Here is a 13,644-nt window from a genome sequence, read left to right on the forward strand (position 1 = left end):
AAGGTTTATTTCCCCGATCTTTCCTATGAGGAATATATTCGAAAAACAAAGGAGATGTGCAGAATTCTTAAGGAAGTGTGTGAAAAACAGGGCTAGAAAACTACCCAGGAGGCTGTTTTTCGTAACATAAAGATTTGACTTATGGGGCAATATGCTTTCTACCATCTAACTGAATAGTTCAAAAGATGAATTATTTGTAGCCGCAAAGCATATTATGGTATCTCAGGTTTTTTAGATATCTTAAAGTTGTAGTTTATTGTTGTGTGGTGTTTTGGTTTGAAATTGATGTTTTAGACCATTTACTAATTAAGGTAAAAAGTAGCTATTATGAGAAATTTAGGATGTATAGTATGGCATGATTAGTAGCCATAGGTTTGGAACATCTAGGCTGGGTTATGTGCACCATAGTAGCTGTCAGAATACATGGCTCATCAATAAATGCACATCTTAAGCCAGTTTGATAGAAATGGTGGAAAAATTCAGCAAAGGAGGTTGTTGAAGAAATATCAGGAAAAGAGGCTGAAGCAAAAGTCAGATAGGAAGCTGAAGATTACTAGTGCGAGATAAGTATATAAAATTACTTACTCAAAGGCCCCTGTGTAGTAAATACAAGGGATATTTACTTAAATTGGAGAATTTTAATTATGCATGAGATTCATAATTGTGATCGATATGTACCTGCCATCTGTGAACCAGTTCGCGAAACTGACCGTGTATTTGTTCTTCGTGACGGTATTATTTATGAATGGGACAATACTGTAACAGAAGTGACTGCTTCTGACAATCTTGAACATTTTTATGAAACAAATTTAATCATTAGTGAGAAAAAAATATCTCTTCTTGATGAAATTATTCAACAGGTAGCTGAGGGTGTTAAGTATCAGTCTAATGAAAACAGCCCGTATAAAACGGAAGCTTTCATAATGGATCGACTGTATAAAAATGCAAGGTTTGCTAAGATGCGTGTACCCGAAATAGATGATACATTGATTAACATGAATATGTTCTCAAAAATAGCGAGCGTGATTGTCGCATGTGCTAAGATAGAGAATGCCAGCGAAGAATTAATAACATTAATAGCCGAGGAATTCGCAAGCGTTCCCGAAAAGCATATCGATGATTTACAAGCAACTTTGTGGCTTGGACGTAAAAAACCAGAGATAATCAAGCTTGTTGTAGCGTTTTTAGCCGTAGAGAAGCATTGTGATGCATTGAAGAAAGAAGGCCACATCTGCTAAAAAGACATCGTAGATAAAGGAATTAGAAGTATAAGCCTGAAGCAAGTCTCCACGATGTTTTTCCGAATCTTTCGGTGGCTGTGTTACCGGACAATGGTGATGCCTATCATTACGGTTGTCCGGTCAGCATTAAAATACTCCGGTGTGTCAGATGTCGCAGACGGAGCAGTGACAGACTGCGGACCGTACGTAACAGCCCACAGTTCTCAGAATACGCCGGATTAGCGCTTGGTTGCAGCCTTCATTTCTGAAACGAATTTCTTCAGGGCTTCGTAGGTGGCGTCGATGTCGCCCAGATGTTCTGAAACAATCTTAACCAGAGCACTGCCGCTGATTGCACCGTCAGCACCGTCGGCAATAGTCTGCTTAACATGTTCAGGCTTGCTGATACCGAAGCCGAGGAGTGCAGGAGGAGCACCGTTTTCCTTCAGGAATTTAACGATATGGGAAATAGGCTTGCCTGCTTCCTTTTCCACCCCGGTAACACCTGCTCTGCTCAGCAGGTAGATGTAGCCGTGGCAGTTCTTTGCAATCTTGCTGAGAGTTTCGTCATCAGCGTTAGGCGGAGCCAGCATAACAAGATCAACACCGTTCTTCTTGGCCTCATCCTGCCATACAGGTTCCATTTCAATCATCTGAAGAGGAACGTCAGGAATCAGGACTGAATCAACACCGCTTTCGGCACAGAGCTTGAAGAAGGTATCAATGCCGGGAGCGAATACCAGATTCACGTACATCAGAAGACCGATAGGGGTATCAGGGTACTTGGCTCTGACCTTCTTGATTACTTCAAAACAGTTAACGGTATTGGCACCGCTGTTCAGGGCTCTGCGGTCTGACTGCTGAATGGTAGGACCGTCAGCACCCGGATCAGAGAAAGGAATACCGAGTTCAAGAGCATCGGCACCGCCGTCAATCAGGGCGCTTAATACCTTGAATGAATCTTCAACTGTCGGGTCACCGATAGTCATAAAAGGAACGAAAGCACCTTCGTTCTTAGCCTCTAAGCGGGCAAATAATTTTTCATAACGACTCATTAAAATTCTCCACGTTCCTTAAGAATGTTAGCTACAGTAAAGATATCCTTATCACCGCGACCGGACAGGTTAACCAGAATGGTCTGTTCCTTTTCCGGATTGGCTCTGGCTTCTTTAAGAGCCCATGCCAGTGCGTGAGAAGATTCAAGTGCCGGAATAATACCTTCGTGAAGTGATAATTCCTTGAAGGCGTTGAGAGCTTCTTCATCGGTAACTGAGTTGTATTCGGCACGGCCGATATCCTTGAGGTAGGCGTGTTCAGGACCTACTGAAGGGAAGTCCAGACCTGCAGAGATGGAGTGAGATTCGTGAATCTGACCGTACTTGTCCTGCATGTTGTATGAACGTGCGCCGAAGAAGATACCCTTTGCACCGTGACCTAACGGAGCACCGTGCTTGCCGGTTTCGATACCGTAGCCTGCAGGTTCCACGCCAACGAGACGTACGCCTTCTTCCTTAACAAAGTCGGTGAATACGCCGATTGCGTTTGAACCGCCGCCTACGGCAGCCACTACGATGTCAGGGAGCTTGTTGTTTTCAAATTCCTTGAACTGCTGCTTTGCTTCTTCACCGATAATCTTCTGGAAGTACTTAACGATTGAAGGGAAAGGATGCGGACCTGCGGCGGTACCGAGCATGTAGTGGGTGTTTTCGAAAGAACCAGACCAGTCGCGGAGTGCTTCGGTGCAGGCTTCCTTCAGAGTGGCAATACCGGTGGTTACAGGTACAACTTCAGCACCCATAAGTCTCATTCTGAATACGTTTGGTTCCTGACGCTTAACGTCAACAGCACCCATGTAAATGCGGCACTTAAGACCGAAAAGGGCGCATACGATGGAAGTTGCCACACCGTGCTGACCGGCACCGGTTTCGGCGATGATGCGGGTCTTGCCCATTCTCTTGGCAAGAAGAGCCTGACCGAGTACCTGGTTGGTCTTGTGAGCACCGCCGTGCATCAGATCTTCACGCTTTAAGTAGATCTTGGTCTTGGTGCCCTTGGTGATGTTTCTGCAGAGAGTCAGCGGAGTAGGACGGCCTGCATAGTTGTAGAGCAGGTCACTCAGCTCAGCCTTGAAAGTTGGATCGTCCTTGTACTGTACGAATGCTTTTTCAAGCTGTAAAAGAGCCGGTACAAGGATCTGGGGTACGTACATACCGCCATATTCACCGAAAAACGGATTTAAAAGAGTTTCTGTAGACATTTCTTTTTAATTTCCTTTATTTAACAATTTTTTTCGGCACGCTTTTTCATGAATGCGGAAGCGTGCCACTTTTCTATTCTTCTGGTCCCGTCTTAATAGCTGGTTACGGCTTTAAGCGCGGCTGCTATCTTTTCCGGATTCTTTATTCCCGGAGCGTCTTCCAGACCGCTGTTTAAATCGAGACCCACGGTTTCACTCATATCCCTTGCCGCTGCGGCATTTTCAGGATTGAGACCTCCCGCCACGATAATTCTGCTTCTGTCTCCGGTCACCAGGGACCAGTCGAAGGTCTGTCCCGTACCTCCGAATCCGGAAGCGTTTCCGGTATCCAGCAGAACACGGTCTATGCCGGAGTTTTCCAGGTACTCATTTACCAGTTCGGCAGGATATACATTGTTCTTTACCGGTACGGCCTTCCATATTTTCACGTTCAGTTTCTTTTCGCTGAGAATGGCGGCAAGCTCACTGATGTAGGCTCCGTCCTCACTGCCGTGAAGCTGAATTACGCTGATGCCGGTTAAAGCTGCTGTTTCAGCAGCCTTTTCCGCAGGGGTATTTACAAAAACTCCCACGAATTCCTGATTGCATCCGGCATTGACGGCTGCAATTATAAGACTTTTAGCCTTCTCAGGTGTTATATATCGTGGTGATTTTTCCGCAAAAATCAAACCGTTGTAGTAAATTCCCGCTTTATGGGAGCTTACGGCATCCTCGATTCTGGTGATACCGCAGATTTTATTTTCACCATATATGAGACGTCTGCACGCCTTATCTATGTCAGGTTCGGAGGTCAGACTGCTGCCTACGAGGAAGCCGTTCGCATAATGACGGAGATTAAGAACCTCGTCATGAGTGTAGATGCCGGATTCACTGATGATGACGCGGTCATCCGGAACCAGTGCAGACAGCTTTCTTACCTGATTGAGGTCCACGGTAAGTGTTCTCAGATTGCGGTTGTTGATGCCGACAATTCTGGCATTGAGCCTGATGGCTCTTTCAATCTCATCCTCATGGGATGCTTCGGTCAGAACTCCCATACCGAGGCTGTGTGCAAGATCGCGAAGCTCTGTATAGGCTTCATCGGTAAGCACGGACAGCATCAGCAGAATCGCATCGGCATTGTTGTGTCTTGCAAGATACACCTGATACGGATCGTAAATAAAATCCTTGCACAGTACCGGAATGTCCACGGCTCTGCTTACTTCGGCAATGTATTCGTACTTACCCTGGAAAAACGGTTCATCAGCCAGTACGGAAATGGCGCTGGCATATCTGCGGTATACGGAGGCTATTTCCACCGGATTGAATTCAGGTCTGATAAGCCCCTTTGACGGAGAGGCTTTTTTGCATTCCAGAATAAATACGGTTCTGTCACGGGTAAGAGCGTCATAGAAGCTTCTTTCAGATTTCTTCAGGGAACCTGCAAAGCTCTCCAGCGGCAGTTCCTGCTGCTTGCGTTCAAGCCATGAAACCTTGGCGTTGAGAATCGTGGACAGAACGTTTCCGTCTATTGATGCTGCATTGATGCGCGGATTTGCCTTAAGCTCCGCGCACAGAGCCTGTCCTTTGGTTCTTGGTTCTGCCATTCTTAATCTTCCTTAGTTGAGGCGATAACTTCGTTCAGGGTTCTTATTGCCTGACCGCTCTTGAGTGCATTCAGAGCCATTGTCACGCCTTCTTTGAGGGAAGCAGCCTTTCTGCCGAGGTAAAGCAGGGCGGCGGTGTTGATGGCTACGGCCGCATTCTGAGCCGGAGTACCGTTACCGCTCAGAATCTGCAGGGTGATGTCTCTGTTTTCTTCAGGTTCACCGCCGCGGATTTCGGTAATTGAGTATCTTTCAAGACCGAGTGCTTCAGGGGTTACGGTAGCGTATTCGATGGAGCCGTTTTCCTTAAGTTCGGCGTAGTAGGTTTCGTCATGAACGGCAAATTCATCGAGACCTGAACCGTAAGCCACAATGGCTCTCTTTACGCCGTTGGCCTTAAGAACCCGGGCCATGATTTCCACCAGGTCGCGGCAGTATACACCGATAACCTGATATTCAGCGTGAGCAGGGTTGGTTAAAGGTCCGAGAATGTTGAATATGGTACGGGTTCCCAGTGTCTTGCGGATAGGAGCGGCGTATTTCATTCCTACGTGGTATACAGGAGCAAAACAGAAGGTGAAGTTGTGTTCCTTAAGTGTTCTGAAGGCTGTTGCAGGAGACATTCTGATATTTACGCCTAAAGCGTCGAGCAGGTCTGAAGCCCCGGTCTTTGATGAAACACCGCGGTTGCCGTGCTTGGCAATGTGAAGACCTAAAGAAGCTGACAGAATGGCACTCATGGTGGAAATGTTGATGGTGTGCTGACCGTCACCGCCGGTACCTACGATTTCACCGACTTCAAAATCACGATTGAGTTCGAACGGAGTGGCTGCACCGATCATTGCTGCGGCCGCACCGGCGATTTCATTAATGGTTTCACCCTTAAGCTTGAGAGCGGTAAGAATTGAACCGAGCATAACCGGATCCGTCTTGCCGGTGAAGATGTCGGTAAACAGAGAGTATGCTTCTTCCTTGGTTAGATCCTTCTTGTTGTAGAGCTTTTCGATAGGATTCTTTTCGCATACGGTCTGGTTTACTTCCATGTATTCAAGACTCTGAATGAGAAGCTGCGGACCGTCGGCGGTCATTACTGATTCCGGATGGAACTGGAAACCGAGAACGTTGTTGTGACGATCAAATACTGCCATTACCATGCCGTTGTAGTCGGCAATAACTTCGAGAGATTTAGGTACGGAAGTGGCCACAAGTGAGTGATAACGTGCTACAGGCATAGGGTTAGGCAGCTTCTTGAACATGTCTTCACCGCTGTGAGTGATGTAGGAGGTCTTGCCGTGAACGATTTCGCCTGCAGGTCCTACGGTACCGCCGTAGTACTGACAGATTGCCTGATGACCGAGACAGATGCCGATGATAGGAAATCTTCCCTTGGCCTTGCCGATAAGTTCAAGCATGCAGCCGGCTTCGGAAGGATTGCCCGGTCCCGGAGAAAGAACCAGGATAGGAGTGCCTTCACATGCTGACATCTTTTCGATGATGGTGTCAGCGCTGATTGAGTTGCGGTATACGCTTACGGCGTAACCGATGCTGCGGAACTGGTCGACCAGGTTATAGGTGAAAGAGTCAAAGTTGTCCAGTAAAAATATCTGCTTCATTTATCAGAGCTCCTGTAAGTTGGTACCATGTGAAAGGGCAATGGCGTTGAGAACGGCTGCCGCCTTCTTTCTTGTTTCGTCTGCTTCGGCCATAGGCTGAGAGTCGTAAACGACACCGCAGCCTGCCTGTACGAAGGCCTTGCCGTCCTTCACGAATGCAGAGCGGATAACAATACAGGTATCCATACTGCCGTCACCGCTTAAGAAACCGATGGCGCCGCCGTAGCTGCCGCGTCTGGTCTTTTCGGTCTGACGGATAAGTTCTGATGCCTTAATCTTTGGAGCTCCGGTGAGAGTTCCCATGTTCATGCATGCCTGATATGCATGAAGAGCGTCAAGTTCCTGTCTGAGTGTGCCGATTACACGGGATACGAGATGCATTACGTGACTGTAACGGTCAACATTCAGAAGATCCTTTACGTATCTGGTGCCTGGTTCACTGATTCTGGCGATATCGTTTCTTGCCAGATCCACCAGCATCAGATGTTCTGCGTTTTCCTTCTTGTCCTGACGTAATTCAAGTTCAAGACGGCTGTCCTTGTCGAGGTCAATGGTACCGTCCTTTTTACGGGCACGGCCGCGGGTACCTGCTATAGGGTACATTTCAACCTGACGGTTGGAGCTGGTGTATTTTACTGAGCTTTCAGGTGAGGCACCGAAAATGATGAAGTCCTCGTCCTGCATGTAGAACATGTAAGGGGAAGGATTGGTGTGCTTGAGCTTGTGATAGGCGTTGATTGGAGACGGGCATGGAAGCATGAAGCTTCTTGACGGAACAACCTGGAATATATCGCCCCTGAAGATATTCTTTTTAAGCTGTTCAACAATATGACAGAAATCCTCGTCGCTGATGTCGGTTTCAACTCTGCTGCCCTTGATGGAGATTTCTGCGGGACGTTCAGGTTCCTGATAGGCGTCAAGCTTCTTTTTGATTGAGTACACTCTTTCTTTTATGTTTTCAGCTTCATCACTGCTGAAGATAACGCCGTGAATTACGGAGTTGTGCTTGAGATGGTTAATGGAAACCACGGTATCAAGGAGATAGAAGCAGTAGTCAGGACAGGTGTTTACGCCTTCGCTTACTTCAGGAAGCTTTTCCACGGAAGCGATGAGATCGTATCCGAAAATACCAGCCAGAAGGAAGTCGTTAGGATCACTGATTTCAGGAGAAAGTCTGAGAATCTGTCTGAGAGTGTCAATGACGGTGAGTGATTTAAGACGTGAGTCTTCATCAAGGCTTCTGTCAACTTCAGGGTAGGTAATAACCAGAGAGTCAGCCTTTTCTTCAAGTCTGACTTCAGCAGGCAGAGCCTTCTTTAAGAGTTCTGCAGCTGCACGGCCGTTGCCGTTTAAAATCTGTACTGTTACCTGCAGACCGCGGCAGCTGATTCTTAATGCAGAATTCACGCCGAGAAGAGACTGGGTACCCGCCTTGGTATGAATTTCCATGGATTCCAGCAGAATGTTGTTTCTGGAGCCATTGGTCAATTCGTAGAAGAGTGCCAGCGGATCACTGATATGACCGCTTTCTTCTTTTATCAAATCAATCGTCATAATCTAACGTTCCTTTTGTTACTGTATCTTTAAACTAAAACCTAAAAGAAAGGCCCGCAGTTCTGCGGGCCTTTCAAGAATCTTGCTATGTTATTTAAGCATGTGCAATTCCACCCGCGTCTTATCGAGTGTGCCACCAAGAGAATGCATTAAATAACTTTGAAAAAAACATTTTTTAATCCTGAAAAAGATTTATCAACTGCTGTAATTCTACAAACTTTAAAAAACGATATCAAGAGAATTTTAAAATAATTTGATACAGATCATTGTGTATTCATATCAGTCGACAGTGTTTTATCTTCAAGTGCCTGAAAATGGCTGTTTTATAGGCATTTTGCTTAAAAAACATGCATTTGCCTGCCTGCTGTTCCGGGCCGTTAATCCGACAGATGCCGTTTTCTGAAAAACATGTACTTCGGTGAGTCCGCGGTACTTATATTTTTACGCCGTTACAGTTATAATTTCATTAGAATACATATAAGCGAAAAGGCTGGGACGGCTATGGCTAAAACTAACATGAACATGCTCAGCGGTTCATTATGGGACAAGATATTTATTTTTGCGATACCTCTGGCGATAACCGGAGTTATTCAGCAGATATTCAATGCGACTGACGTTGCCATTGTCGGACATTATGTGGGCAAGCATGCCATGGCGGCCGTAGGCTGCAATACGCCCGTTGTAGCCCTGATGGTGAATCTCTTTATCGGCATAGCCCTGGGTATCAATGTCGTTAGTGCCGGATTCATAGGATTGAATGACAGGGAAAAAATCAGCAGAACCGTTCACACCGGCTATGCCGTGGTGCTAGTTCTGAGTGCTTTTATTTCAGCCGTCGCCATTCTGTGTTCTTCGTACATCATGGGGCTTCTCAATGTGCCTCCTGAACTGATGGATCAGGCTTCCCTGTACTTTAAAATCATCATGGCGGGGCTGCCTCTGACTGCCGTATACAACTGCGGGGCCGCGGTTTTTGCAAGTCACGGTGACACCAGAACTCCTCTTCTGTGTCTTACCGTTGCAGGCATCATTAACGTGGTGCTCAATATATTTTTCATAACATGCCTCAACATGAAGGTGGAGGGGGTTGCCCTTGCGACTGTAGCTGCCAGTGCGGTGAGTGCGCTGATGCTTATTTTTTTCCTGAGAAAGAACGAGACCTTCAGTTTCAGTCTGAGACAGTTTACACCTGACAGAGCCATCATGAACAGGATCCTTAAGATAGGACTGCCTGCATCTCTTCAGGGAATGGTGTTTTCGCTGTCCAACACCTGCATTCAGTCTGCGATAAACAGTCTGGGGGCAGATGTGATGGCCGCTTCGGCAGCTGCCTTCAACATGGAAATTCTGGTGTATTTCCTGCTGAACTCTTTCGGACAGGCCGCTACAACCTTTATAGGACAGAATTACGCCGTCGGCAATATAAAAAGATGTTTTGAGATTACCAGGGTCTGTTTGTGGCAGAACATGATTCTTACCCTTCTTCTCTCGGGATTCCTTCTGTATTTCGCCCGTACGTTCCTGCTTCTTTTTACTGATGATCCTGATGTTATTGAGATTGGCAGACTCCGTCTCATGTTTATTCTGCTTCCTGAAGGCATAAATGTTTTTCTTGAAGTGATGTCCGGAGCCATGAGAGGGTACGGCAGGTCTCTTACTCCGGCCATGATGGCTCTGGCGGGAATATGCGGTATCCGCATCATATGGGTTTATACCGTCTTTTCACGCAGTCCGGATTTTGCGGTACTGATGACCTGTTATCCGGTAAGCTGGTTCTTTACCACTCTGGCTATTATCATAGCCTATATAAGATTCAAAAACAGGCATCTGATTCCGCTCACAGTGAAACAGCATGGATAGGAACCGCCATACTTATTCGATGCAAAAAATCCTCGGACATCTGTCCGAGGATAATTCAGAAGAAATTCTGCAGTTATAAGAAGCTGCAGGTTAGTATGAGATTATGCAACTGACTGATCTTCAGGAGAAATTTCATCGTCGTTTTCAGCTTCGCTGTCTTCAGTCTCCATGGCGATTTCTTCATTCCGGAGATCGGCGGTTCCGCCAAAGCCCAGTGCATTAAACTGCTTTGTAATCAGAGCCTTGTTAACGATGCTTATGTTGCTGATGAGCTTTCCGAGTTTGTTATCCAGAAGTTTTGAGATCTGTAATCTGGCAACGTCATCCAGATGTCCTGTCAGCCAGTAATAGTCAATTTTCTTGAGCAGTATGTCGTAGCGCACAATTAAATTGATGAACCTGGATACTGCAGGACAGTTTACCATCAGTTTGAACTCTTTTTCTGAAGATGATTTTACGCAAAGATAACTGTCAGACGGCAGCTGTTTTTCCTTATATTTGTCGGCGTACTCATTTTCAATCTCAGAATAGTAATTTTCAACTTCCAGCCAGGTATCATTGATGAATTTCTGCATTGACTGCTTTATGGAATCTTCTATTTTTAAGGTCGGAAGCGGCATCTGAGTGGCAACGAAATAAAGAACCTTTCTTATATGTGAGAAACTTCTTGTCATCATTATCTGCGGTTTTTCAAGACTTAATGTGATATTACGTTCAATTTGAGAAGTAGCGTATGCTTCTGTTTTTTCTTTTTGATATGTCATTTTTTATTTTCTCTTTTCTAAATAATCTTTGTGAAGTTATTTCCGTATAAATACCGTTTTTCCGGAGATTTCGGAAAATTCTTCAGTTTTTGTAGTGCCATTGATTGTTTAATAGTGTTATATATGATATAACAAAACCGATATTATGTTAATAAAATGCTAACATACGTTGCTTATATACTGATTGTGTTCTTGTTAATGTTGTATTGTAATGTGAAAATGTTGCATGTGTAAATAAAAATGATAATGCGTGCGGATTGTTTTTACGTAAGATCACCGAAAAATTCCGTAACGGCCTTAAGCCTTAGGTCATGAGAACATGAGAAAAATCACTGTAAAGTAAAACTGCATAGGTGATAAAATGATGCTGCAGTGATGGATTAAGTCCATTTCATCATTAAGGATAAATAACGATTGTTGTCATGATTTTTTGGAACTGTCGTCTCTTTTAAAAGTGAGAGGCGGAAAAACAGAAGTCATGTAAGTTGAGGAATATATGAGCAAAGTTCTGGTATCAGGTCTGCTGAATTACGAAACCACCGCACGTATCCGCGGATTTCCGGTTGAGTACTATCCGATAGATTATGATTTCTTCGGTGTAAACAGTTCTCTTTCCGGAGTGGCTTTCAACATAGCCAAAGCCATGACGGTTCTGGGAAATGACGTCAGCCTGGCGTCACTTGTCGGAAATGATTTGGTTGCCGACATGTTTTACGCCGAGCTGAAACGGCTGGGTATTGAAACAGGTCACGTGGTACGGAAACTCAAAGATACGCCGGCTTCCGTCGTACTTTATGATGAATCCGGCAGAAGACAGATATACTGCGACCTCAAGGATATTCAGGAAACCGCTTATGACTTTTCCGGTAATATGCTGGATGATGCTGATGCGGTTGTCGCCTGCAACATCAATTTCAGCCGTCCGCTGCTGGATATGGCCAAAAAAAGGAATAAACTCATAGCTACCGATGTTCACGTCCTGTCAAATCCGGACGATGACTATAACAGGGATTTCATGCGTTATGCGGATATACTGTTTCTGAGTGATGAAGGAATATCCTGGGATAAGAAGGATTTTCTCAGAGCTTTAGGTGATCGCTACCATAATCAGGTCATTGTTCTGGGAATGGGGGCGAAAGGTGCCATGCTGTATATGCCGCACCAGAACGTTATCGTTGAACAGCCAGCCTGTCACGTGGATAACGTAAAAAATACTGTCGGAGCCGGAGACGCGCTCTTTTCAGCTTATCTTCACTATCATCTCAGTGGCCTTACTCCCGTTGAGGCGTTAAGAAGAGCTCAGATGTTCGCCTCTCTGAAAGTCAGAAGCCACGGAGCCGCCGACGGTTTCGTGACACCTGATGAAATCGAAAAAAACATTCATTAACATTGTCTGTGTCAGCGCAAATGTAAGAGCAAAAACACGTTAGGTTTATATTGGAGAAAACAGTGAAATACGTTAGCAGGTATTTGTCTCTGATTGTGGTTCTGGTAACCATATTTGCATATTTTGTCGATAACAGTTTTACTTCCTGGGTCGGCAATCCCGAATTCTTCAACGGCTGGATAAATATTACGAATCTGCTGATTGTGGTTATGTGCGGTATGGGAATGACCATGAAATTCAGCGATTTCCGGGTACTGGTCTATCATCCGAAGAACGTGATTTTCGGTGAAATGGCTCAGTTTCTCATCATGCCTCTTGCCGGTTTCCTTCTGTGCATGCTTTTCAGACTGCCTCCTGAACTTGCGGTAGGTGTTATTCTTGTCGGGTGCTGTCCCGGCGGTACTGCCTCAAACGTAATGACCTTTATGGCAAAAGGCAATGTTGCTCTTTCAGTGGGAATGACTGCCGTATCGACTCTTCTTGCTCCGTTTGTCACTCCTCTTCTGACAGCTCTTTATATAGCTCTGTACACCAGCTCGGTCGAACATGCGGTAATTAATGTTGATGCCGTCAAAATGTTTCTTGATATCGTGAAGATAGTGATTATTCCTGTCTTTGCCGGCTGTCTTTTCAATTACTTTTTCAGCGGTTTTACCAGAAGGATAGTGAATTATCTGCCTCTCGTTTCCTGCCTGGCCATCTGCATGATTGTCGGAGTGGTAATTGATGCCAACAGTGCAAAGCTGTTTGAAAACGGACTGACCATTGTAGCGGTGGTGGTACTGCATAATATCATCGGGTATGCCATGGGTTTTCTCATCTGCAGAATGTTTCGTATCGGCATGGCGGAACGCAATGCCATTGCCATTGAGGTCGGAATGCAGAATTCCGGTATGGCGACCACTCTTGCAGGTACCTGTTTTTCAGGTCTTGCACTTGCAACCGTTCCAGGTGCCATATTCAGTGCATGGCACAATATATCAGGGGCTGTGGTTGCAGGCATAATGGCCCGTTTTTCGGAAAAAGACGAAAATCTAGGCAGGATTCAGTATAACGGTTAACCTGTCTTTTCTGAACCCCTAACTCCGCAGATCATAGTTTCTAATTTTTGATGTGCTTCTTAGGGTAAGGTATGCCAAATAAGTCGAAGAGATCTCTGGTTTTTTTAGGGATCTCTTTTGTTATGTAAGAACCTATTCCCGGGGCTTTGGTAGCCTGAAGCTTTTTAAGCTGTATCATTGCCTTTTCCAATGATTCTCCAGGGAGTACTTTTCCCTCGGCTTTATGTCCTGCAGCGGTGACGCACATCATCATCCTCAATGTCTGAGCCAGAAGGTGAATGAATATTTTTCCCTTATATGTTGAACCTGTTGCGTAGAGGCGTTCACCTCCGTTCAAAACCT

11 protein-coding genes, 1 pseudogene and 1 other annotated feature are annotated in these 13,644 nt (G+C 45.4%); of the genes and pseudogenes, 4 read left to right on the forward strand and 8 right to left on the reverse strand.

The genetic code is table 11. The features are described 5' to 3' along the window. The first annotated feature begins 644 nt into the window (after positions 1-644). Positions 645-1,238 (forward strand): hypothetical protein, encoded by a 594-nt coding sequence (locus T489_RS0110555; protein ID WP_031580001.1) that lies wholly within the window; start codon positions 645-647, stop codon positions 1,236-1,238. A 221-nt stretch (positions 1,239-1,459) separates the two neighbouring features. Here the strand turns inward: T489_RS0110555 and trpA are convergent, their stop codons facing one another. From trpA to T489_RS0110585, 6 genes and pseudogenes are all read right to left on the reverse strand, one after another. Then, positions 1,460-2,275 carry a tryptophan synthase subunit alpha gene (gene trpA, locus T489_RS0110565; RefSeq protein WP_031580002.1) on the reverse strand — a complete coding sequence of 272 codons (816 nt, stop codon included), beginning with the start codon at positions 2,273-2,275 and terminating at the stop codon, positions 1,460-1,462. Continuing rightward, positions 2,275-3,477 (reverse strand): tryptophan synthase subunit beta, encoded by a 1,203-nt coding sequence (trpB, locus tag T489_RS0110570; protein ID WP_031580003.1) that lies wholly within the window; start codon positions 3,475-3,477, stop codon positions 2,275-2,277. The genes trpA and trpB overlap by 1 nt, the downstream gene beginning before the upstream one ends. A 92-nt stretch (positions 3,478-3,569) precedes the next feature. Then, positions 3,570-5,063: a bifunctional indole-3-glycerol-phosphate synthase TrpC/phosphoribosylanthranilate isomerase TrpF gene (gene trpCF, locus T489_RS0110575; RefSeq protein ID WP_084155501.1), complete on the reverse strand. Its 1,494-nt coding sequence runs from the start codon at positions 5,061-5,063 to the stop codon at positions 3,570-3,572. A gap of 2 nt (positions 5,064-5,065) precedes the next feature. Beyond that, on the reverse strand, positions 5,066-6,106 hold the full coding sequence (gene trpD, locus T489_RS15475) for an anthranilate phosphoribosyltransferase (RefSeq protein ID WP_232218311.1): 1,041 nt from the start codon (positions 6,104-6,106) through the stop codon (positions 5,066-5,068). After that, positions 6,104-6,676 (reverse strand): annotated as a pseudogene (locus T489_RS15480) (aminodeoxychorismate/anthranilate synthase component II); the annotation flags it as partial. The pseudogene T489_RS15480 and the gene trpD, both read right to left, overlap by 3 nt. Before the next feature lie 3 nt (positions 6,677-6,679). Next, on the reverse strand, positions 6,680-8,230 hold the full coding sequence (locus T489_RS0110585; RefSeq protein WP_031580006.1) for an anthranilate synthase component 1: 1,551 nt from the start codon (positions 8,228-8,230) through the stop codon (positions 6,680-6,682). Between the two features lie 44 nt (positions 8,231-8,274). Continuing rightward, positions 8,275-8,375, reverse strand: a sequence feature (Trp leader region). 356 nt (positions 8,376-8,731) lie between these two features. Here T489_RS0110585 and T489_RS0110590 point away from each other — a divergent pair. After that, positions 8,732-10,090 (forward strand): MATE family efflux transporter, encoded by a 1,359-nt coding sequence (locus tag T489_RS0110590; protein WP_037319671.1) that lies wholly within the window; start codon positions 8,732-8,734, stop codon positions 10,088-10,090. Between the two features lie 101 nt (positions 10,091-10,191). Here the strand turns inward: T489_RS0110590 and T489_RS0110595 are convergent, their stop codons facing one another. Then, complete coding sequence (locus tag T489_RS0110595) at positions 10,192-10,854, reverse strand: hypothetical protein (protein ID WP_031580008.1); 663 nt, start codon at positions 10,852-10,854, stop codon at positions 10,192-10,194. Positions 10,855-11,350: 496 nt separating this feature from the next. Here T489_RS0110595 and T489_RS0110600 point away from each other — a divergent pair, with 496 nt between their 5' ends. Both T489_RS0110600 and T489_RS0110605 read left to right on the forward strand, forming a co-directional pair. Further along, the gene (locus tag T489_RS0110600; protein ID WP_031580009.1) at positions 11,351-12,241 is read left to right on the forward strand and encodes a carbohydrate kinase family protein; all 891 of its coding nucleotides are present in this window, start codon (positions 11,351-11,353) and stop codon (positions 12,239-12,241) included. A gap of 62 nt (positions 12,242-12,303) precedes the next feature. Continuing rightward, positions 12,304-13,302, forward strand: coding sequence for a bile acid:sodium symporter family protein (locus T489_RS0110605; RefSeq protein ID WP_232218310.1), 999 nt, complete (start codon positions 12,304-12,306; stop codon positions 13,300-13,302). Positions 13,303-13,342: 40 nt separating this feature from the next. Here the strand turns inward: T489_RS0110605 and T489_RS15250 are convergent. Next, on the reverse strand, positions 13,343-13,644 hold a 302-nt coding region (locus T489_RS15250), incomplete at its 5' end, for a hypothetical protein (protein WP_031578367.1).

Origin of the sequence: Ruminobacter sp. RM87, from assembly GCF_000701925.1 — a bacterium.
In the GTDB taxonomy this organism is placed as follows: domain Bacteria; phylum Pseudomonadota; class Gammaproteobacteria; order Enterobacterales; family Succinivibrionaceae; genus Ruminobacter; species Ruminobacter amylophilus.

What these genes read in the sequence shown, in the direction of transcription:
- T489_RS0110555 (WP_031580001.1), top strand. Translation starts at nt 645, where the DNA reads ATGCATGAGATTCATAATTGTGATCGATATGTACCTGCCATCTGTGAA.
- trpA (WP_031580002.1), bottom strand. Translation starts at nt 2,275, where the DNA reads ATGAGTCGTTATGAAAAATTATTTGCCCGCTTAGAGGCTAAGAACGAA.
- trpB (WP_031580003.1), bottom strand. Translation starts at nt 3,477, where the DNA reads ATGTCTACAGAAACTCTTTTAAATCCGTTTTTCGGTGAATATGGCGGT.
- trpCF (WP_084155501.1), bottom strand. Translation starts at nt 5,063, where the DNA reads ATGGCAGAACCAAGAACCAAAGGACAGGCTCTGTGCGCGGAGCTTAAG.
- trpD (WP_232218311.1), bottom strand. Translation starts at nt 6,106, where the DNA reads ATGGAAGTAAACCAGACCGTATGCGAAAAGAATCCTATCGAAAAGCTC.
- T489_RS0110585 (WP_031580006.1), bottom strand. Translation starts at nt 8,230, where the DNA reads ATGACGATTGATTTGATAAAAGAAGAAAGCGGTCATATCAGTGATCCG.
- T489_RS0110590 (WP_037319671.1), top strand. Translation starts at nt 8,732, where the DNA reads ATGGCTAAAACTAACATGAACATGCTCAGCGGTTCATTATGGGACAAG.
- T489_RS0110595 (WP_031580008.1), bottom strand. Translation starts at nt 10,854, where the DNA reads ATGACATATCAAAAAGAAAAAACAGAAGCATACGCTACTTCTCAAATT.
- T489_RS0110600 (WP_031580009.1), top strand. Translation starts at nt 11,351, where the DNA reads ATGAGCAAAGTTCTGGTATCAGGTCTGCTGAATTACGAAACCACCGCA.